Consider the following 21,401-nt stretch of genomic DNA (forward strand, 5'->3'; position numbering starts at 1 on the left):
TCTCAGGCTAATACTTCGCACATGCCTATCGCCGAGCAATCGACGTGAAACGGTCCGAAAAAACCTTCATCGGATTTGATCGGCGGATTGCCGGCCAGCATGCCCATGGCCTTTGCCGTTTCGATGTTGCGCGCGATGTTGTGGTTGGCCTCGATGGCCCGGGCTACCCCGCCTATCGAACCTTGCCCTATCCCCAGCAAGGAAAATCCGTTGGTGATGAAGGCCAGGAATGCGATGACCAAAAGTTTGCAACGGTTCATGCTCCGCCCACTCCCGCCAGTTCTGCCGGATCGACCATCGCCTGTTGCGCGCGATGTTCGAACTGGATGCCAGGGTGCGCGACATGAATCGGTGGTTCGATACTTTGCTGCGACTGCGGCGAAAGACTGACAACCAGCACCATGACCAGGTAAAGACCGATAGCCACATAGGCGCCGTGTTTGGCTGAGGTGATGAGGGTGCTGGCCATGATGAGCTCCGTGGACATGTTTCAGAGTCCACAGAATCAATCAAAAAAGCACTGGTAACCAACGAGTCTGATGCATAGCAAATATCAACTTCGTTGATCATTGATCCAGACTATCTCAGTCTTCAATAAAACTCATCATGCGCTCGCGGGCAGCGTCGAGTTCGCCGGGAACGGGTACCGCAGCGGACAGGATTGGGGTCGAGTAGAGGAACAACAGCACAACGGCGAGACGCAGGGTCATTTTGGCAATCCTTTTCTGAAGAAGGAGGAGTCAAAAAATCAGCGTCAAATTTAGAGACATGGCCTCCTGATATCAAGCATTACAGGATGGCTTGTCGCAAACGCGTTATGCAGGAGCGACATCACTTCAACGCCTTTCGCGGCCTGGGCTTCGAACGGCAAGTGACTTCGCTCCTGCATAAAGGCGGCAGGACTGGAATTTCAGTGCTGGGCTTTGTGATCCAGCGCGGCGTAGAAGTTGGCACTCTGTTGCAGGTATTTCTGGGTGTAGCTCTGGGTGTGGGATTTCTTGTCGCTGATTTCAACGTTAGCACTGGCAGGCAGCGCAACGGTGGCGGAAATGGCGGAAGCGGCGATTACGGAGAAGAGATTGAAGTTCATGCGGGTGTACCTCGAAGTCAGTTGGCTTGCGTGCCCGGTGGGGCCGTGAAGCAAACTTAACCTTCGAGGCTTAGCAGCTTGAAATGCTTTGTAGCACTTCCACATATCACCCGCATTGATAGAAGGATGCAGGCCCCACCACACGAGGCCTGCGGCCTATTGACGCACCAGGAATTTCAAGTCGCTGGGCGCATCCATCGGCAGCTTTTGCACGGTTTTGCGCAGCAAGCCGGTCGTGGCATCGCGTTCGACGACGATAATCTGGTTGCTTTTCTGGTTGGCGATCAGCAGGAACTTGCCACTTGGATCAAGGCTGAACTCCCTTGGATGATCGCCCTCAACCGCGCGACGTTGCAGTTCCTTGAGATGGCCGGTCGCCGGGTCGATGGCGAACACCAGCAACTGGTTGGCGGTGCCACGGTTGCTGACATACAGAAACTTGCCGTCCTTCGATGCATGCAATGCCGCGGCGGCCTTGTCCGAAACCGGTTGGCCGGCAGCCAGATCGACCCTCTGGGTTTGCTCGAGCTTGCCGTCACGGTAATCGAACACCGCCACTTGCGCGCTCATTTCCATGGTCAGCCAGGCATGTTTGCCATCGGCACTGAACAGCAAATGGCGCGGCCCGCTACCGGGTGGCAGCTGGACGAATGCAGGAGTGGCCGGGGTCAACGGCAAGTCAGGATTGGCCTTGGGGTCGAAGCGGTAGGCGAACACCTTGTCTGCCCCCAAGTCGTTGGAAAACAAGTATTTTCCGTCCGGCGACGAGACCGTCGAATGCACATGCGCCGACATCTGACGCTCGGGGTTGACCCGGCTGGCCGTATGGCTGCTCAACTGCACCACCGATTTAAGCGTGCCATCGGCCGCTACCGGTATCACCGCGAGAGTGCCGCCCGGGTCTTCAGCCACCGAGTAGTTGCTGACGAACAAATGGCTCGCATCACTGCTCAGGCTCGAATGCGTCGGCTCGTTGCCCAGGGTTTGCACCTGGTTGATCAGGCTAAGGGCATGAGTCTTGGGATCGATGGCGAAACTGCTCACGCGCCCGACCGGATCGGCCTGGCCCGGGCCGTTTTCATTGACCACGAACAGGCGCTGCTGGTCCTTGGACAGGGTCAGCCAGGACGGGTTTTCGCTCTTGACCACCTGCAGTGGCTTGGGGTCGATCTGTCCGGTGGCACTGTCGAAGGCCAGGCGATAAATGCCCTGGCTCTGGCCGGCCGTGTAGGAACCCACGAGCAATTGATAGTCGTCGGCGGCGGCCACCTGGACGCCCATTGCACCGATGCTGCCAGCGATCAACAGCGGCCAGAGGTTACGCATCCTGTTGGTCATCGTCGTCGTTGTCGCCGCTGATGACATCGCCGAGGCAGACCAGGCGGTGTTCGCCATCGTTGTCGTTGATCAGCCAGCTTTGCAGGGTCGCATCGAACGTTGCCGCCTGAATTTGCGCAGGGGTGAACTCCCAGTGCAGGGCATTTCGACCATCCATGCATTCAATATGCAGGTTATCGTCTTCATCGAGGGCGAATTCGAAGGCATGCAGCCCATCGATTTCCACCATCCCGCAGTGTTCGAGGTCATTTAGCAAGGTGTCTGTAACGGCAGTCATGGCAGTCAATCTTTGAATGGGAAAAACGCAATGATAGCTCATTGCGCCTCATACCAATGTGGGAGCGGGCTTGCTCGCGAAAGCGATGGGTCAGGGACATCCCTATTGATTGGTCGGCCTCCTTCGCGAGCAAGCCCGCTCCCACAAGGAATCGTATTTGGCTGTTAGATCGCTTCACGAGACGGTTGGCCATCCACCAATCGCTGAATGCGCAGTGGATTGCTGTTTTTCAGCGCATCCGGCAGCAGGCTATCCGGACAGTTCTGGAAACATACGGGGCGCAGGAAGCGGTCGATGGCCAGGGTGCCCACCGACGTGCCGCGGGCATCCGACGTCGCCGGATACGGCCCGCCATGGACCATCGAATCGCAGACCTCCACGCCGGTTGGGTAACCATTGAGCAGGATTCGCCCGACCTTCTGCTCCAGCAACCCGGTCAGCTCGCTGAACTGCTCGAAGTCCGCTTGCTCGCCGAGGATGGTCGCGGTCAATTGGCCGTGCAAACCGTTCAGCGCGGCGCTCAGTTGTGCCTGGTCCGCCACTTCGACCACCACGGTGGTCGGGCCGAACACTTCCGCTTGCAGGACTTCATCACCCTCGATCAGCAGGCTGACATCAGCTTTGAACAGTTGCGGCTGCGCCTGCCGCCCTTGTTGCGGATGGCCCGCCAGGTGCTCGATACGAGGATGATCGAGGAGCGCTTGCAAGCCATTCGCATAGCTGCCCAGCGTCCCGGCGTTGAGCATGGTCTGCGCCGGTTCATCGGCCATCATGTCGGCCAGTAACTGGAGGAAGGCCGTGAACTGCGGCGAGCGGATGCCGATCACCAGGCCGGGGTTGGTGCAGAACTGACCGCAACCCTGGACCACCGAAGCCGACAGGCCACGGGCGATGGTTTCCGTGCGCGCCAGCAGCGCCTGGGGCAGCACGATCACTGGGTTGATGCTCGACATCTCGGCGAATACCGGGATCGGTTGCGGGCGAGCCGCAGCCATGTCGCACAAGGCTCGACCGCCTTTTAGCGAACCGGTAAAGCCCACTGCCTGGATGGCCGGATGCTTGACCAGTGCTTCGCCCACCCCGCCGCCATAGATCATATTGAACACGCCGGCCGGCATGGCGGTTTTTTCCGCCGCGCGAATCATCGCATCGGCTACCTGCTCGGCCGTGGCCATGTGGCCGCCATGGGCCTTGAACACCACCGGGCAGCCGGCGGCCAGAGCCGACGCGGTGTCGCCCCCGGCCGTGGAAAATGCCAGCGGAAAATTACTCGCCCCGAATACTGCCACCGGCCCCAGCCCGATACGGTATTGGCGCAGGTCGGGACGCGGCAATGGCTGACGCTCAGGCAAGGCCCGGTCGATGCGCGCGCCATAGAAATCGCCACGCCGCAGCACCTTGGCGAACAGGCGCATCTGCCCGCTGGTGCGGCCACGCTCGCCGATGATCCGTGCGGCAGGCAGCGCGGTTTCGCGGCACACCAGGGATACGAACTCATCCCCCAGCGCATCCAGTTCATCGGCGATCGCATCGAGAAATTGTGCACGACGCTCGGCACTCAAGCGGCGGTAAGCCGGATACGCCGCGGCGGCGGCCCTGGCGGCGGCATCGACTTCGTCGGGCGTCGCCTGAATGAAGGCGTAGGGCAATGCCTCACCGGTTTCGGCGTCGACGCTGTGCAAAGTCACGCTGCCCAACGCGCTGCGCTGGCCGCCGATGTAGTTGTGGCCAAGAATTGGGGTCATAGGTACCTCCTTAAAGAGTGCCGACGGTGCCGGGTGCGAAAGCCGCATCGACAGGAGCGATGCCATTGATCAATGGCGCGCCGAATTCACCCTGGCTGATCTCGAACACATCGCCAGGTTGCGTGCGAATGCCATCGGCAAAGGACAGGGTCGCGGTGCCGAAGAAGTGAATGTGAACATCACCCGGACGCAGGAACTGGCTGTACTTGAAGTGGTGGTACTCAAGGTTCGCCAGGCTGTGGCACATGTTCGCCTCGCCGCTGAGAAACTCGTCCTGCCACAGCACCTGGCCGTCGCGCAGGATGCGGCTGGTACCAACCAGGTGTTGCGGCAGTTCGCCGACCCGCAGCTCTGGTCCATAGCTGCAACTGCGCAGCTTCGAGTGGGCCAGGTACAGGTAGTTCTTGCGCTCCATGACGTGATCGGAAAACTCGTTGCCGACGGCAAAACCGAGGCGGTACGGCTTGCCGTCGTGACCTATGACGTACAGGCCGCTGAGTTCGGGCTCTTCTCCGGCGTCTTCGGCAAAGGGTGGCAGCGGGAACGGCTGGCCAGGGCGTACGACGATGCTGCCGTCGCCCTTGTAGAACCATTCCGGCTGCACACCCGCCTGGCCCGTCGCGGGTTTGCCGCCCTCCACGCCCCACTTGAAGATGCGCATGGTGTCGGTCATCAAAGCTTCATCACCGGCCTGCTGGTGCATCTTGTCCCGGGCCGACGCGCTGCCCAGGTGGGTCAGGCCGGTGCCACTGACCAGCATGTGCGCCGGGTCCGGGTGATCCAGCGGTGGCAGGATGCGCAGCTGCGCCAGCAGCTCGGCGTAGTCATGGCTGATGCCCAGCCCGAGGCTGCGCACCTGCTGCTCAAGATTGACCCCCGCCTCGATGGCCGCCAGCGCCAGGTCGCGCACCGTGCGGGCGTCTTGGACTTCACGGACCAATCCTTCCTCGACCACGCCTACGCGGCGTTCGCCGTTACTCAATTCGAACTGAACCAAACGCATGAATTTTCTCCATTATCGAAAACGCTACAGATCCAACTGTGGGAGCGGGCTTGCTCGCGAAGAGGTCGTCACATCCAACGTCACAGGTGACTGACACTGCGCATTCGCGAGCAAGCCCGCTCCCACAGGGGTGATGGTGATTGCCAGATGTCTGGGTCAGGTGCGGGTCGCGCCACGGGCACTGGCGGCAAACTCATCCGCCGGCAACACATGCTTGCGCTCCAACAGGCGATACACCACACCGGTCAACACCAGGCCGAACAGCATCACGCAGGACAGGAAATACAGCCCCGACGCCAGGTTGCCGGTGTATTCCTTGAGTGCGCCAATCACAAACGGACCGATGTAGCCGCCCAGGTTGCCCACCGAGTTGATCAATGCAATCCCCGCCGCCGCACTCGCGCCGGCAAAAAAGCGACCGGGCAAGGTCCAGAAAATCGCCGTGCAGGAAAACAGCGAGAACGCCACCAGGCACAACGCCGCCAATTGCAACACCGGCACCGAGAGCCACGCGCTGAAGAACAAGCCGATGGCACCCAACACGTACAGCACCGCCAGATGGCCGTAACGATCATTCAATCGATCGGAGCTGCGCGGGATGATCAGCAGACCAATAATCCCGAAGATGTACGGCACCGATGAGACAAACCCGGTCACCAGGTCGGTGCCGCCAAACTGCTTGATCAGGGTCGGCAGCCATAGGCCCAGGCCATAGATGCTCAGTGTCACCGGCAGGTAGAACAGCGCCAGCAGCAACACGCGTTTGTCCTTGAGGGCGTGCAGCGGGTTGCCGTGACGGGTCTGGCCGTACAGTTCCAGGTCCTTTTTCAGCTCGCCACTGAGCCAGTCCTTTTCCGCCTGGTCCATCCATTTCACCTGTTGCGGGCCATCCGGCAACCAGCGCAGCACCGGCCAGGTCAGCAGGATCGCCGGGGTGCCGATGACGATGAACAGCCACTGCCAGCCATGCAGGCCAAGAATGCCTTCCATGCCCAGCAGACCGCCGGACACGGGCCCGGTGATCATCATCGCGATAGGTTGGGAGAGGATGAACAGCCCCAGGATCTTGCCGCGATGGCGCACCGGGAACCACTGGGTGATGTAGTAGAGAACGCCTGGAAAGAATCCGGCTTCCGCTGCACCGAGCAGAAAGCGCATCAGGTAAAAGCTGTTCGGCCCCTGGACGAAGGCCATGCCGATGGTGATGGCGCCCCAGGTGACCATGATCCGCGCGAACCAGCGCCGCGCGCCAAAACGGTCAAGCATCAGGTTGCTGGGGATTTCGAGGAGGAAATAGCCAATGAAGAACAGCCCCGCGCCCAGCCCGTACGCCGCGTCACCCAGACCGATGTCGGCGCCCATGTGCAATTTGGCGAACCCTACCGCGGAGCGATCCACATAGGCGATCAGGTACAGCAGGATCAGGAAGGGAATCAGTTTCAGCGTGATGCGACGTATCAGCCGCAGTTCCTGGCTCATGAGATCGGTCTCCGATTGTTGTTTTTATAGAACCTCGGGGGACGCCTCTCACGGCAAACCGTCAGGGCCATCCCTCCGCTGAAAACGACTATATAGTAATACTATTTAACCAACAACACTTCCAAAGAGACGAATTTGCGCTTATGTTACGCTTCAGCTCGAACAATATAGTCATACAATAAGAGAAGCGATCATGTCTGATAAGAAACCCACCCTGCGCTCCGCCCAATGGTTTGGCACCGCCGATAAAAACGGCTTCATGTACCGCAGCTGGATGAAGAATCAGGGCATCGCCGACCACCAGTTCCATGGCAAGCCGATCATCGGCATTTGCAATACCTGGTCGGAACTGACCCCGTGCAACGCGCATTTCCGCCAGATTGCGGAACACGTCAAGCGCGGCGTGATCGAGGCCGGGGGCTTCCCGGTGGAATTTCCGGTGTTCTCCAACGGTGAATCCAACCTGCGCCCAACCGCCATGCTGACCCGCAACCTGGCGAGCATGGACGTCGAAGAAGCGATTCGCGGCAACCCCATCGATGGCGTGGTGCTGCTGACCGGTTGTGACAAGACCACCCCGGCATTGCTGATGGGCGCGGCCAGTTGCGACGTGCCAGCGATCGTCGTCACTGGCGGGCCGATGCTCAACGGCAAGCACAAGGGCAAGGACATTGGCTCGGGCACCGTGGTCTGGCAGCTCAGCGAACAGGTCAAGGCCGGCACTATCACTATCGATGACTTCCTCGCGGCCGAGGGCGGCATGTCCCGCTCGGCCGGTACCTGCAACACCATGGGCACCGCCTCGACCATGGCTTGCATGGCCGAAGCACTGGGCACCTCCCTGCCCCACAACGCGGCGATTCCCGCCGTTGACGCGCGTCGCTATGTATTGGCACACATGTCCGGCATGCGTGCGGTGGAAATGGTTCGTGAAGACCTGAAGCTGTCAAAGATCCTGACCAAGGAAGCCTTTGAGAACGCGATCCGGGTCAACGCCGCCATCGGCGGTTCGACCAACGCCGTGATTCACCTCAAGGCCATCGCCGGCCGCATCGGCGTGGAGTTGGACCTGGACGACTGGACGCGCATCGGTCGCGGCATGCCGACCATCGTCGACCTGCAACCGTCCGGTCGTTTCCTGATGGAAGAGTTCTACTACGCCGGCGGTCTGCCAGCGGTATTACGCCGCCTCGGCGAAGCCAATCTGATCCCGAACCCGAACGCCTTGACCGTCAACGGCAAATCCATCGGCGAGAACACCAAGGATGCGCCGATCTATGGCGAAGACGAAGTGATCCGTACCCTCGACAACCCGATCCGCGCCGATGGCGGGATCTGCGTGTTGCGCGGCAACCTGGCGCCGCTGGGTGCGGTGCTCAAGCCCTCCGCCGCCAGCGCAGAGCTGATGCAACACCGTGGACGTGCGGTGGTGTTCGAAAACTTCGACATGTACAAGGCGCGGATCAACGATCCGGAACTCGACGTGGACGCCAACTCGATCCTGGTCATGAAGAACTGCGGACCCAAGGGTTATCCGGGCATGGCCGAAGTTGGCAACATGGGCTTGCCGGCCAAGCTGCTGGCCCAGGGCGTGACCGACATGGTGCGCATTTCCGATGCGCGCATGAGCGGTACGGCGTATGGCACCGTGGTGCTGCACGTGGCACCGGAAGCGGCGGCCGGTGGGCCTTTGGCGGCGGTGAAGGAAGGCGACTGGATTGAGCTGGACTGCGCCAGCGGCCGGTTGCACCTGGACATCCCGGATGCCGAACTGGCGGCCCGCATGGCGGACCTGCAACCACCGCAGCAATTGCTGGTGGGCGGCTATCGCCAGCTGTACATCGACCATGTGCTGCAGGCGGATCAAGGGTGCGACTTCGACTTCCTGGTCGGCTGCCGTGGGGCCGAAGTGCCGCGTCATTCTCACTGATTACACAAAACCCTGTGGGAGCGAGCCTGCTCGCGAAAGCGTAGTGTCAGTCAATACAAGTGTTGAATGATAAACCGCCTTCGCGAGCAGGCTCGCTCCCACATTTGCTCCATGCCCGCCTCAGGAATGTGCCGTGCCTGTTATCATGCCCGCATCTCCACCGCCCAGGACCGCGCCGTTCCCCATGGATTACCGCAAACCCTCCGACCGCAAAAGCATGCACTCGCGCATCGTCCAGGAACTGGGCATGCAGATCGTTTCCGGACGCTTCGAGCCCGATGACAAGCTGCCTGCCGAAGCCTTGCTGTGCGAGGAGTACGCGGTAAGCCGGCCCGTCTTGCGCGAAGCCACCCGTGTGCTGGTCGCCAAGGGCCTGGTGTATTCCCGTCCACGGGTCGGCACGGTGGTCAAGCCGCGCAAGGAATGGCACATGCTTGACCCGGACGTCCTGCATTGGCTGATGCAAAGCAGCCCGCAAAACCAGTTCTTTGACCTGCTGACCAGTGTGCGCAGCATCATCGAACCGGCCGCCGCCGCACTCGCCGCGCAGTTCGCCACCGACGCGGATATCGCCGCCATCGGTGAAGCCTACCAACGCATGGAAGCTGCGCCGACGCCGGAAGCCTTGCTGCAACCGGACCTGGATTTCCACAGCCGTATTGCCGATGCGACCCACAACGACTTGCTGGCGAACCTGTGCAACATGCTCTCGGTAGCGATTGCCGAGGCGTTGAAGCATTCCAACCAGCGGCCGAACCTGCATGAGCTGGCCCTGCCACGGCACAAGGCGATTCTCACGGCCATCGAAAATCGCGATGCGCTGGGTGCGCGCCATGCCACGCTGGTGCAGCTGGATGATGCGCGCAGTGCGTTGAATGTGGTGCTTGGCAGCGATCCTTCATAAAACACGATCCCCTGTAGGAGCTGGCAAGCCAGCTCCTACAAGGGTTGGTTGTGAATTCGAGATGCAAAAAAGCCGCAACCAGGGTTGCGGCTTTTTCATTTCAGCGTGGATCAGTGAGCAAACAACGAATTGCCCTTCTGCCCCGCCAGTTTCTCCGGCTTGATCAGGAACCGCGCCAGCGCCGGCAGCAGCCACAGGGCGCCGAACATGTTCCACAGCAACATGAAGGTCAGCATCAGGCCCATGTCGGCCTGGAACTTGATGGCCGAGAAGATCCAGGTGCACACGCCGATCGCCAGGCACAAACCGGTAAACAGTACCGCCTTGCCGGTGGATTTCAGCGTCTGGTAGTACGCCTCCTGCAACGGCAGGCCAGCACGCAGGAAGCTTTCCAGTCGGCTGTAGATGTAGATGCCGTAGTCCACGCCAATCCCCACCCCGAGCGCCACGACCGGCAGGGTCGCGACTTTCACGCCGATGCCCATGAAGGCCATCAGCGCGTTGCCGAGTACCGAGGTCAGCACCAGTGGCAGCACGATGCACAGGGTCGCCGCCCAGGAGCGGAAGGTGATCATGCACATGACCGCGACGCAGATGTACACCAGGATCAAGATGGTCAGTTCGGACTTCTTGATCACTTCGTTGGTGGCTGCCTCGATTCCCGCGTTACCGGCCGCCAGGATGAACTCCAGGTTCTCGGTATTGTTCGCCTTGGCGAACTCCTGCACCGCATGCACCGCACGATCCAGGGTTTCGGCCTTGTGATCGTTGAGGAACACCAGTACCGGCGCCAATGAACAGCTGTTGTTGTACAGGCCATCGGCACGGGCGATGGAGTTGTTCAGCACGTCCGGGTTACGCGACAGGGTTTCCCATTTCAGGTTGCCCTCGTTCATGCCCTTGATCATCTGCTTGGACACGGTGACCAGGGAAATCGCCGACTGCACGCCCTCGGTGTTCTGCATCTTCCACATCAGCTCGTCGATTGGCGCCATGGCTTCGTAGCGCGAGCAGCCTTCGGCCTTGGTCTTGACCATCACCACCAACACATCGGAACTGGTGGAGTAGTTGCTGATGATGAAGTTGTTGTCCTTGTTGTAACGCGAGTCCGGGCGCAGTTCCGGCGCGCCCTGGTCGAGGTCACCGATTTTCAGGTTCTGGCTGTACCAGAGGCCGCCGCCAAAGGCGATCAGTGCCAGCAGAATGGAAACCGGGGCCACTTTCGCGCTGGCAAAGTTCGCCAGCAGGCGCCAGAACGGATGTTCACGCACCGCGTCTTTCTTGCTGCGCTCGACGGCACGCTTGCTGATGCCGACATAGGAAATCGCCACCGGCAACAGGATCAGGTTGGTGAATACGATTACCGCCACACCGATGGAAGCGCCGATGGCCAGCTCACGGATGACACCAATATCGATGATCAGCAGCGTGATGAAGCCCACGGCATCGGCGAGAATCGCGATCATCCCCGGCAGGAACAGCTGGCGGAATGTGCGTCGCGCGGCCGTCAGGGCGTTTTCCGCTTCGCTCGATTGCAGGGCGATACCGTTGATCTTCTGCACACCGTGGGAAATACCGATGGCGAAGATCAGGAACGGCACCAGCATCGAGTACGGATCCAGCCCGAAGCCGAAGAAGTGCATCAAGCCCAGCTGCCAGATCACGGCCACCAGCGTTGTGCTCAACACGGCGACGGTACTGCGCAGGCAGTTGGTGAACCACAGCAGGAGAATCAGGGTGATGACGAAGGCGATGCCGAAGAACATCACGACCATCACCAGGCCGTCGATCAAGTCACCGACTTTCTTGGCGAAACCGACGATGTGGATCTTCACGTTCGGGTTCTGTGCTTCGAACTTGTTGCGGATCTTGTCTTCGAGCTCGTGGGAGAACTTGCGATAGTCCAGCGCCAGCAACTTGCCCTGGTCCTGCGGGTCCGGGTAGGACTCCAGCAGCGGGATGTCGACGATACTCGACTTGAAGTCGTTGGCCACCAGCCGCCCGACCTGCCCTGACTTGAGCACGTTGTTGCGCAGCAAGTCGAGGCTTTGCTGGGAGCCGTTGTAGCTCTGCGGAATCACTTCACCGCCCGCGAAGCCCTCTTCGGTCACTTCCGTCCAGCGAATGCTCGGGCTCCACAGCGACTTGAGGCCGGAGCGATCGACACCGGAGATATAGAACACCTCGTCGTTGATCTGGCGCAGGGTCTCCATGTATTCCTTGGAGAAGATGTCGCCATCGGTGGCTTCCACCGAAATGCGCACGGTGTTGCCCAGGTTCGCCAGATCGTTACGGTGCTCCATCATCTTTTGGATGAAGGGATGCTCGAGCGGGATCATTTTTTCGAAGCTGGTGGACGGCCGGATCAGCGTCGCCTGCCAGAACAGGAAAATACTCACCAGCAAGCAGATCGTAATCACTGCCGGGCGGTTGTTGAAGATCAGGCGCTCGAGGAACGTCGCCTTGTCCTGATGATGTGTGCTTAAGGAAGTCATCGCTGCGCCTTCTTATTATTAACCCGGCTCATTTGCCCAGCTCTGCGCCGTTCGGCGAAGTGGCGCGAACGCCGCCCTGTCCAACCAGAATCAGATTGCCATTGCCTGCGGCGACCACCGACGAGAGCGAGATACGATCCCGACGGTTAAAGACGCTGAAGCTTTCGCCGTTGTCGCTGCTACTGATCACGGAACCGCCGTTGCCAACGATCACGATCGACCCATCGTCAAGCAATGTAGCGCCGGACAGGCCGAATTCCAGATTACCGCGTTCAGCCTTGAGTTCGACTTTTTCCCAGTTGCTGCCGAAATCCGTGGAGCGGTAGAGGTTGCCGCGCAGACCATACGCCAACAGCGTATTGGGTTGCGCGGTGCCGATCACACCGAACAGCGAACCCTCATACGGGCCTTCGAGCTTTTCCCAGGTCTGGCCCCAATCGGCCGAGCGGAACATACTGCCCTGCTCGCCCACGATGAACAGGCCGGCATCCTTCACAGAAGTGATGGCGTTGAGGTGGAACTGGTCTTCGTTGTCCAGGCGATCGCTGACGTCTTCCCAGTTTTTCCCGCCGTCGGTGGTGGCCATCAACGCCCCATAGGCGCCCACGGCAAAGCCGCTGCTGGCGTCCTGGAACCAGACGTCGAGCAGTGGCGATTCGCGTTTCAGGTCTTCGAATTGCTTGGTCCAGGTGATACCGCCGTCCTCGCTGGCGAGGATCTGCGCGTCATGCCCGACGGCCCAGCCGTGCTTGTCATCGACAAAGAACACCGAGGTCAGCAGCTGCCGGGTTGGCACCTTGGCCTGTGTCCAGGTCGCGCCCTGGTCATCGGAATACAGAATGTGCCCGCGATCCCCGACCGCCACCAGGCGCTTGCCGGCGTGCGCGACATCGAGCACCAGGCTTTTGCTGGCCTTGGCCGATTCAACGGAATAAACAACGTCGGGTGCCGGCGCGTCAGCGGCCAGCACCGGTGCCGACCACACGGCACAGCCCAACAGCGAGAGCGCTGTAGCCAGCAACGCGAACTTGCGCAATGCCGGCGGGCGGCAGGTACCCACACCCATGACAGGCTCACTCATAGACCTTCCCCCATTATTATTGTTAGGTCATTCAACCTTTCAGGGCGCCGTAAGGGGTATTCGCGGGTTGACCTGTTTCACATAGTCTTGAAACCCGCAATCCAGAGCCCCTTCGGAAGCTGGCTTATCCTATCGGTGTTTTTGAAGGGCTGACAATCGACGGCACGTTATGTTTTGTTAACCGCAGGGGGATGGGGGATTTCTGAATGATTGGGTATCAGGTGGGGTGATTGCTGTCTTCAGGATTTAGGTTTTGGGTTCGTGTACATATCCGTTACCTACATAACGGATCTGTACACAGTCAATAAAAACAGGTCGGCTGTCTGGCCGCCATCGCCAGCAAGCCGGCTACTACAGGTTGATCGGTGTACACCTGTGGGAGATATGCCCCCGCAGGGTCCGAGTGAACCCTGCGGGAACAACACCAACCTCAAGCCAGGCTTTTGCTGACCACTTCAAACACATCACTGGACAGCTGACCCGAAGCCCGAATCCGCTCCAGCTCACCCTTCATCAGTGCCTGGCGAGCATCATCGTATTTGCGCCACCGCGTCAAAGGCGCCAACTGCCGCGAAGCAATCTGCGGATTGAAGCCGTTCAACTCGATCACCAGGTCCGCCAGGAAGCGATACCCGGAACCATCCGCCGCATGGAAGTTGATCAGGTTCTGCCCGGCGAATGCGCCGATCAGCGCCCGTACCTTGTTCGGGTTCTTGATGTTGAACGCCGGGTGCTGCATCAATGCCTTGACCCGATCCAGGCCACCGGGCAGCACACTACCGGCCTGGACGCTGAACCACTGATCCATGACCAGCGGGTTGTCCTTGAAGTGCTCTGCGAAGCTGGCCAGGGCCTTGGCTTTCTGCTCTTCGAACGGCGAGTTGACCAGCACGGCGAGCGCGGTCAGGCGTTCGGTCATGTTGTCGCACGCCTCGAACTGTTCCAGCGTCGCTGCCAGCACTTCAGGCTTGCCGCTGAGCATCAGGTACGACAGCGCAATGTTCTGCAATGCGCGACGGGCGAAATGCTCGGCTTCGGCCACGTACGGAGTCTGCTTGGACAGGTCGCGGTTGGCCTGGTAACGCAGCCACAGCCCTTCGAACAACGCATCGGCCAGTTGTTTGCGGGCAAACTCGCGGGCGATGTGGATGGCTTCGACATCAGCGACTTCACTGATTTCGGTGAGATAGGCTTCGCTTGGCAGCGACAGCATTTCGGCGACCATCGCCTGGTCCAGCGACTCATCCGACAGAACGGTCCGCAAGGCCGCAACCAGACGCTGATCCAGCACCAGCGCTTCACCCTTCTGCTGTTGGGCGATCAGTTCCTGCAGTACCTGCACCGACAATTGTTGACCGGCATCCCAGCGATTGAAGCCGTCGCTGTCGTGCTGCATCAGGAACATCAGTTGGTCACGGTTATACGGGAAGCTCAGTTTCACCGGTGCCGAGAAGCCCCGCAGCAGCGAAGGCAGCGGCTGTTCGGCGATGTCGACGAAAGTGAACGTCTGCTCGGCTTCGGTTACCGAGATGACGCGGGAAGTGCCTTGCGCCGCCGCCTCACCGGCAAGGCGCAGAGCCATTTCACCGCCCTGGCTATCCAGCAGGCCGAGTTCGACCGGAATCACGAACGGCAGTTTTTCCACCTTGTCCGGCGTTGGCGGGCAGCTCTGGCGGAAGGTCAGGCTGTAGGTTTTCGCCGCGGCGTCATAGGACTCGCTCACCGCCAAACGAGGTGTGCCAGCCTGGCTGTACCAGCGCTTGAACTGGGTCAGGTCGACGCCGTTGGCATCTTCCATGGCCTTGATGAAGTCATCGCAGGTCACGGCCTGGCCGTCATGGCGTTCGAAATACAGGTCACTGCCCTTACGGAAGCCTTCGGCGCCCAGCAGGGTGTGGATCATGCCGACCACTTCCGAGCCCTTTTCGTACACGGTCAGGGTGTAGAAGTTGGAGATCTCGATGAAGCTGTCCGGGCGCACCGCGTGGGCCATGGGACCTGCGTCTTCGGCGAACTGGTGGGTACGCAGGTAAGCGACGTCCTGGATGCGCTTGACCGTCGCCGAGTTCATGTCCGCGGAGAAGCCGGAATCGCGGAACACGGTGAAGCCTTCCTTGAGCGACAACTGGAACCAGTCGCGGCAGGTTACGCGGTTGCCTGACCAGTTGTGGAAGTATTCGTGGGCCACGATGGCCTCGACCCGCTGGTGCGCGGCGTCGGTGGCGGTCTCGGCCTTGGCCAGCACGGCGCTGGAGTTGAAAATGTTGAGCCCCTTGTTCTCCATGGCGCCCATGTTGAAGTCATTCACCGCGACGATCATGAAAATGTCCAGATCGTACTCGCGACCGTAAACCTCTTCGTCCCAGCGCATGGATTTTTTCAGGCTGTTCATGGCGTGCTGGCACTTGTCGATGTTTTCCGGCTCGACATAGATGCGCAGGGCCACGGTGCGCTCGCTCATGGTGGTGAAGCTGTCTTCGACGCACCACAAATCACCGGCCACCAGGGCAAACAGATAAGCCGGTTTCTTGAACGGATCTTCCCAGGTCGCCCAGTGCCGGCCGTCTTCGCCCGGACCCGAGGCAATCGGGTTGCCGTTGGACAGCAGCACCGGATAGCTGTGCTGCTCGGCGACCACCGTGGTGGTGAACGTGCTCATCACGTCCGGGCGGTCGAGGTAATAGGTGATCTTGCGGAAGCCTTCGGCCTCGCATTGGGTGCAGAACATCGTGCCGGACTTGTACAGGCCTTCCAGCGCGGTGTTGGTTTCCGGGTGGATCTTGACGCTGGTGTCGACCGTGAAGTTGGTGCTGGTCGGGTGCAGGGTCAGGTGATTTTCGGTCAGCTGGTACTGGCCTGCGCAAAGTTCCTGGTCGGCCAGAGTGACCGCCAGCAGTTCCAGCTGTTGACCATCCAGCACCAGCGGCGGCAGGCCCGGGCCACGCTCGGGGTTGCGGCGCATCACCAGTTGCGCATGGACCAGGCTGTGGTCCTCGAACAACTCGAAGGTCAGGTGCGTTTCGTCGATCAGGTACTCGGGCGCCTGATAGTCCTTGAGGTAGATCATCTTCGGTTGTTCGGTGCGCATGCTGGAGTCCTTAACGATGCACGGCGAGCTGATAAGCCGTGTATTTACGAATGTTGATCACGCCGGTATCGAAAATCAGGTATTGGCCCTTGATTCCCATCAGCGTGCCCTCGGCAATCGGGTTCTTGTCCAGGTTGAAGCTGACGATCTTCGCCGGGTACTGCTCGACCGGAAAGCGGATCTCGAGCGGTTCAACGTCGGCAATCGTCTGGATCGCCTGCAGGCCGAATCGTTCCTGCAAGCCTTGCAGGCCCTCGGCGCAGCTGTCGAACAACTGGTCACGGATCTGCGGCAGATCCACCGACACCGCATCGCCCTTGAGCAAGGCACGCCAGTTGGTCTTGTCGGCGACCTGGCTGCGGAACAGGTCTTCGACGAAGCCTGATTGCTGGCGGGTCGCAACGCGCATGATCGGCAACGCCTGACTGGCGCCCTGGTCGATCCAGCGGGTCGGCAACTGGGTGGCGCGGGTGATCCCGACCTTGACCCCTGAGGAATTCGACAGGTAAACGATGTGATCGGTCATGCAGAACGTCTGGCCCCACTCCGGCTCCCGGCAGGTGCCGGCGTCGAAATGGCAGCGTTCCGGGCTCATGATGCACACGTCGCACTGGGCCAGCTTGGTCATGCACGGGTAGCAGTAACCCTGGCTGAAACTGGTCTTGGTCTTGCGTCCGCAATGGGTGCAGTGGATCGACCCCAGGTATTCCAGGCGCACCGTGGTGCCGATCAACGGATTGACCGGAACCTCGACGTCGCCCAGGCGAAATGCGTATTGCACGTTCGGCCCGTCCAGGCGCGCCGACATTTTACTGATTGCACCGCGGCCAATCTCGATCAATGGATGGCATCCGACTTGAACAGGATATTGGGCACTTGAATCGACTTGGAGCTACATTCCTGCGGGCCCATGTAGCCAGTACGTTCTTCTTCAGGCAGGTTCTTGATTTCCCAGGCGATCATCGCCTGCAACGACAGTTCGCGTTGTTCGGCGGTGAGCTTGCCACCATCGGACCATTTTCCGATTTCCACCGCCAGCTTCAGGCTCTGGTAGATGTCCGGGGTGATGTTCTTGATCATTTCGTTAAAAGAGGACATTGGGTCTCCGTGCTCTTTGAATCACATAACAGTTTTAGGCGGCCAGTTTACGGCGGTTGTACAAACCACCCAACAAGCCGGTCAAGCATCCGACGAGCAACCCGCCAACGTGGGCCGCGTTGGCAATTTCGCCGAAGCCGATCATCGAGACCAGCCCGGACAGGCACAGCAGCAGCCATATCAGCATCATCGCCAACACCCCACGGGGCAGACGATAGGCGCTGTTCGGCGACAGAACCTGAAAGATCCAGCAGTGCCCGAGCAGGCCGTACAGCACCCCGGACAAGCCGCCAAACAGGGTCGGGCCGCTGAAGAGATACTGGGCATAGTTGGACACGAGGCTGAACAACAAGGTCAGGCCGATGAGGTTGACACTGCCCTGGCGCGATTCGATGCGCCGCCCCAGCTCCCAGTACCACATGCCGTTCATGGCCAGGTGCAGGATGCCGAAGTGGATCAGCATCGGCGTCACCAGGCGCCACCATTGCCCCGCTGCCAGGCTGTCCGCCAATGGCACGAAATGGATGTACTCGCCGACCACGCGAAAATCGAGAAACGTCAGCCAGCGCAAGGTGGTCAGGTTATCGCCAAGCAACGTCAGCGCGCCGACGACCAGGCTCAGCAGCAGCACCGTCGCGGTGGCTTTGCCATGGCGGAGCTGCGAGGCGAAGTTCGGTCGACGAGTCGACTGTGCCACCGGAATGTCGAGTTTCTGCTCCGGATCGCCCTGCGGATAACGTTCGTACAACACCCGCACGTCGTCGCTGATGTTCGCCGGCACCCACAGCACCTGCTCCCCCGCTTCCTCGCTGACCCGATGCGGTACCTGCATGCGTTGCAGCAACTGGACGAAACCACTCAGATCGACCGCCAGCGGCAGGCGCAAGACTGCGATGGTGCTCATTGCAACACCTCCGGTCGCTCGACATCGACCCAGACGAATTTGTGCGGGTCGAGCCGGCTTTCCTGGTCCAGGCGATAGGCCACCAGCTTTCCGTAGAGCACCGCACTGTAGTCCAGGCACGCCAGGTTCGGACGAATCGGCGCCGGTTTGCCGCTGCGCCAGTAATGGCCGACGAACAGCAACGGCTCGTCGGCGCCGTAGCGCAGCAGGTTGTTTTTTTCCGTTGACGACAGCGGGGTTCGGGCCACCGGGTCGGGTAATGCGTCAGGCTGGAACACGATGTCTCCGTAGGTTTGCGGATCGTCTTCCCAGAATTTGGTCCGAAAGAACGAGCGTGTCAGGCCGTCGCCACTGGTCATGGTCAGGCCATGGGGCAGGCGCATGTCGGTACCACGCAACAGGCGGTCGAACACGGTGCAGGCGAAACTGCCGGGGATGGCCGAGGCCTGGAGGAAATGCTCGTCGACGCAGCCATCGGGGAACAAGGCCCGCAGCGGCTCGATCAAGCCGGCGTCCCAACAGGCATGCACCACCCGGAAGCGCCCGGCATCGACGAACAGCGGCAGTTCATAGAACCACTGCTGGAAGTCATGCCAGTCCGCCGGATGGTTTTCGAACTGGGTCAGGGTCTCGTGCAGCAGGCGCGCATGGCGCGGGGTGTGCTCGCGCACGAACTGCTTGCCGCTGCCAGGCAGTGCCGGGGTGACCCAGCCCAGGGCGTTGAACTCGTGGTTGCCCATGATGCACAGCGCCTGGCCAGCTTCGACCATATCGTGGACGATGTGCAAGGCCTCGCGAATCCGCGGTCCGCGGTCGATGATATCGCCGACGAACACCGCCATGCGCGAGGCATGGCGCCAGACGCCCGCTTGCTTGTGGTAACCGAGCCGGTCGAGCAAGTGCTCAAGGGTCAGAGCGCAACCGTGCACGTCACCGATCAGGTCGTAGCTACGCGCGGGATCGAGCATCAGTCGCCTCCACCACCCAACCGGCTGCCCCAGCCGAGCTTGGTCCGGCACACTTCATAGTAGTTGTGGTCGAGCGGGTGGATCAGCCGCAACTTCTGGGCTTTCTTGCTGATGGTGATGGTGTCGCCGGGCGCACAGGTAAAGTGGTTCTGCCCGTCACACGAGACTTGCGGGTAGATCTGCATATCCTTGGACACGACGATTTTCAGCTCACTGTTGCCATCGACCACAATCGGCCTGCCTGACAAGGTATGGGGGTACATCGGCACAATCACAATAGCGTCGAGCTTGGGATGCATGATCGGGCCACCGGCAGAGAGCGCATAGGCCGTGGAGCCGGTGGGTGTGGCGACGATCAGGCCGTCGGCTTTCTGACTGCAGACGAACTGGCCATCGATGTACAGTTCGAATTCGATCATGCGCGTCGATTTGCCGGGGTGCAGCACCACATCGTTCAGCGCATCGCCCTGGCCAATGGCTTCGGCATGACGGCGAACTTCGGCCTGCAGCAGGAAGCGGTTTTCTACCAGATAGTGGCCGTCAAGCACTTCGGCGACCTTGACTTCCAGCTCATCGGGGCGGATGTCGGTGAGAAAGCCCAGGCTGCCACGGTTGATGCCGAGCACCGGGATATTGTGCTTGGCCAGGGCTCGGGCCGCCCCCAGCAGACTGCCATCACCGCCCACCACGATGACCATGTCACAGACCTCACCCAGCATCTTGCGCGACGAGGTTTGCAAACCGTGGCCCGGCAGGACTTCGGCAATGGTGTCTTCGAGGATCACGTGCAGGTGACGATCGAGCAGAAAACGTTTCAGTCGGCGTACGGTATCCAGCACCTGGGAACTGCCCAGGCGACCGATGATGCCGATATTGCGAAATTGCTCCATGGGGCCCCTAAGCTCTGCGACGGCGAAAAGCACGATTATGGGCGAAAGCGCGGCATAGACAAAATCCTTTCAGCCTCAAGGTGTACCCACGATTCGGGCTATGCTCGCAAGATGATCCTATTTCCAGATTTGCTGCAGTTACCCCACCAGTTGCGCCACCCCGAAGTGCGCGACCTGGCGTGGGTCATCCTCGCCCCGCCGATGCTCAGCGCCACGCCGTGGCCGCAACGTCATCCGCTGGCCGGCAGCGACTGGGTGCAGGCCCCGGAACACCTCGAAAGCTGGCTGCGAAAACTGGATCGAGACAGTTACGGTTTGCTGCACTGGCTGGCCCAGGCACGTACCCGACGCCTGGGCCTGTACTATGAGCGTCTCTGGCAGTTCGCCGTGCAGCATGCGCCGGGTATCGAGTTGATTGCCGCCAATATGCCGATCCGCCGCGAAGGTCACACCCTGGGCGAGTTGGACATGCTGCTGCGCGATCGCGATGGCGTGCATCACCTGGAACTGGCGATCAAACTGTATCTCGGCCCGCAAAATGGCGACGGGCACGACACTGCGCAATGGCTCGGCCCGGGTTGCCACGATCGGCTGGATCGCAAACTGGCGCACCTGAGCCAGCATCAACTGCCGATCTCCGCGCGCCCGGAGAGTCGCGAAGTGTTGGCGGCGCTGGACATCCGGCAGTTCAACGCGCATTTGTGGCTGGGCGGTTATTTGCTCTACCCGTGGCCGGGGCAGGCCGCATCACCCAGTGGCGCGCACCCGCAGCACTTGCGCGGTCGCTGGCTGCATCAGAAGGACTGGTCGGCGTTTTTCGCCCAGAGTCCGCCCGGCCGCTGGCAACCCTTGCCCCGCCATGCCTGGCTGGCACCGGCGCACTACCCGGCGGAGCAGACGTGGGACGAGGAACAACTGAATGCCTGGCTGAGCGATCTGGAGCCGCTGGCGCCAGCGCAACTGCTGGTGCGCCTGACGGAAAATGCCCTGGGCGATTGGGAGGAAGCCGAGCGGTTGTTTCTGGTGGCGGATCTTTGGCCGAATGTGCCGGGGCAAGGTTGAGTTTCTTGGCGTCTGAACTGGCCTCTTCGCGAGCAGGCTCGCTCCCACA

Annotated in this window: 20 protein-coding genes; 3 read left to right on the forward strand and 17 right to left on the reverse strand. The window is 60.6% G+C overall.

Features of this window, described 5'->3' with window-relative positions; genetic code table 11:
- Positions 1–2: 2 nt before the first annotated feature.
- The 9 genes from BKX96_RS10480 to BKX96_RS10515 form a co-directional block, all read right to left on the reverse strand.
- Complete coding sequence (locus tag BKX96_RS10480; protein WP_077183782.1) at positions 3–260, reverse strand: hypothetical protein; 258 nt, start codon at positions 258–260, stop codon at positions 3–5.
- On the reverse strand, positions 257–469 hold the full coding sequence (locus tag BKX96_RS10485) for a hypothetical protein (RefSeq protein ID WP_046818075.1): 213 nt from the start codon (positions 467–469) through the stop codon (positions 257–259). The genes BKX96_RS10480 and BKX96_RS10485 overlap by 4 nt, the downstream gene beginning before the upstream one ends.
- 115 nt (positions 470–584) lie before the next feature.
- Entirely contained in the window at positions 585–710 is a 126-nt protein-coding gene (locus BKX96_RS33185) for a hypothetical protein (protein WP_256721465.1), read from the reverse strand.
- Between the two features lie 200 nt (positions 711–910).
- Complete coding sequence (locus BKX96_RS10490; RefSeq protein WP_007941320.1) at positions 911–1,090, reverse strand: hypothetical protein; 180 nt, start codon at positions 1,088–1,090, stop codon at positions 911–913.
- A 156-nt stretch (positions 1,091–1,246) separates the two neighbouring features.
- Positions 1,247–2,416, reverse strand: coding sequence for a lactonase family protein (locus BKX96_RS10495; RefSeq protein ID WP_077183783.1), 1,170 nt, complete (start codon positions 2,414–2,416; stop codon positions 1,247–1,249).
- Complete coding sequence (locus BKX96_RS10500) at positions 2,409–2,747, reverse strand: DUF5629 family protein (RefSeq protein ID WP_077183785.1); 339 nt, start codon at positions 2,745–2,747, stop codon at positions 2,409–2,411. The genes BKX96_RS10495 and BKX96_RS10500 overlap by 8 nt, the downstream gene beginning before the upstream one ends.
- A gap of 122 nt (positions 2,748–2,869) precedes the next feature.
- Positions 2,870–4,450 (reverse strand): aldehyde dehydrogenase (NADP(+)), encoded by a 1,581-nt coding sequence (locus BKX96_RS10505; RefSeq protein WP_077183786.1) that lies wholly within the window; start codon positions 4,448–4,450, stop codon positions 2,870–2,872.
- A gap of 10 nt (positions 4,451–4,460) precedes the next feature.
- On the reverse strand, positions 4,461–5,453 hold the full coding sequence (gene araD1, locus BKX96_RS10510) for an AraD1 family protein (RefSeq protein WP_077183787.1): 993 nt from the start codon (positions 5,451–5,453) through the stop codon (positions 4,461–4,463).
- Positions 5,454–5,609: 156 nt separating this feature from the next.
- The gene (locus tag BKX96_RS10515) at positions 5,610–6,932 is read right to left on the reverse strand and encodes an MFS transporter (protein ID WP_046818071.1); all 1,323 of its coding nucleotides are present in this window, start codon (positions 6,930–6,932) and stop codon (positions 5,610–5,612) included.
- A 193-nt stretch (positions 6,933–7,125) separates the two neighbouring features.
- Here BKX96_RS10515 and BKX96_RS10520 point away from each other — a divergent pair, with 193 nt between their 5' ends.
- Positions 7,126–8,862, forward strand: coding sequence for an IlvD/Edd family dehydratase (locus tag BKX96_RS10520; RefSeq protein ID WP_046818070.1), 1,737 nt, complete (start codon positions 7,126–7,128; stop codon positions 8,860–8,862).
- Positions 8,863–9,046: 184 nt separating this feature from the next.
- A complete protein-coding gene (locus BKX96_RS10525) occupies positions 9,047–9,766 on the forward strand; it encodes a FadR/GntR family transcriptional regulator (protein ID WP_179092142.1) in 720 nt (239 codons plus the stop codon).
- A gap of 110 nt (positions 9,767–9,876) precedes the next feature.
- Here BKX96_RS10525 and BKX96_RS10530 read toward each other — a convergent pair whose 3' ends face one another.
- The 8 genes from BKX96_RS10530 to BKX96_RS10565 form a co-directional block, all read right to left on the reverse strand.
- Positions 9,877–12,261, reverse strand: a complete 2,385-nt coding sequence (locus tag BKX96_RS10530; protein WP_046818068.1) for an efflux RND transporter permease subunit — start codon at positions 12,259–12,261, stop codon at positions 9,877–9,879.
- A 28-nt stretch (positions 12,262–12,289) separates the two neighbouring features.
- Entirely contained in the window at positions 12,290–13,342 is a 1,053-nt protein-coding gene (locus tag BKX96_RS10535) for a YCF48-related protein (RefSeq protein WP_077183790.1), read from the reverse strand.
- A 430-nt stretch (positions 13,343–13,772) separates the two neighbouring features.
- A complete protein-coding gene (gene pepN, locus BKX96_RS10540; RefSeq protein ID WP_077183791.1) occupies positions 13,773–16,430 on the reverse strand; it encodes an aminopeptidase N in 2,658 nt (885 codons plus the stop codon).
- Between the two features lie 10 nt (positions 16,431–16,440).
- Entirely contained in the window at positions 16,441–17,271 is an 831-nt protein-coding gene (locus BKX96_RS10545; protein WP_077183792.1) for a DUF2797 domain-containing protein, read from the reverse strand.
- Positions 17,268–17,528, reverse strand: a complete 261-nt coding sequence (locus tag BKX96_RS10550; RefSeq protein WP_020799300.1) for a YeaC family protein — start codon at positions 17,526–17,528, stop codon at positions 17,268–17,270. Before BKX96_RS10550 ends, BKX96_RS10545 begins: the two co-directional genes overlap by 4 nt.
- Positions 17,529–17,562: 34 nt before the next feature.
- Complete coding sequence (locus BKX96_RS10555) at positions 17,563–18,432, reverse strand: rhomboid family intramembrane serine protease (RefSeq protein ID WP_046818064.1); 870 nt, start codon at positions 18,430–18,432, stop codon at positions 17,563–17,565.
- Positions 18,429–19,403, reverse strand: coding sequence for a metallophosphoesterase (locus BKX96_RS10560; protein ID WP_410454527.1), 975 nt, complete (start codon positions 19,401–19,403; stop codon positions 18,429–18,431). The genes BKX96_RS10555 and BKX96_RS10560 overlap by 4 nt, the downstream gene beginning before the upstream one ends.
- Complete coding sequence (locus BKX96_RS10565; RefSeq protein WP_027923400.1) at positions 19,400–20,290, reverse strand: NAD(+) kinase; 891 nt, start codon at positions 20,288–20,290, stop codon at positions 19,400–19,402. Before BKX96_RS10565 ends, BKX96_RS10560 begins: the two co-directional genes overlap by 4 nt.
- A 111-nt stretch (positions 20,291–20,401) precedes the next feature.
- Between BKX96_RS10565 and BKX96_RS10570 the strand changes: the two genes are divergently transcribed.
- A complete protein-coding gene (locus BKX96_RS10570; protein ID WP_046818062.1) occupies positions 20,402–21,352 on the forward strand; it encodes a DUF1853 family protein in 951 nt (316 codons plus the stop codon).
- Positions 21,353–21,401: the final 49 nt, after the last annotated feature.

The sequence above is a fragment of the Pseudomonas putida genome (genome assembly GCF_001976065.1).
GTDB lineage: Bacteria > Pseudomonadota > Gammaproteobacteria > Pseudomonadales > Pseudomonadaceae > Aquipseudomonas > Aquipseudomonas serbica.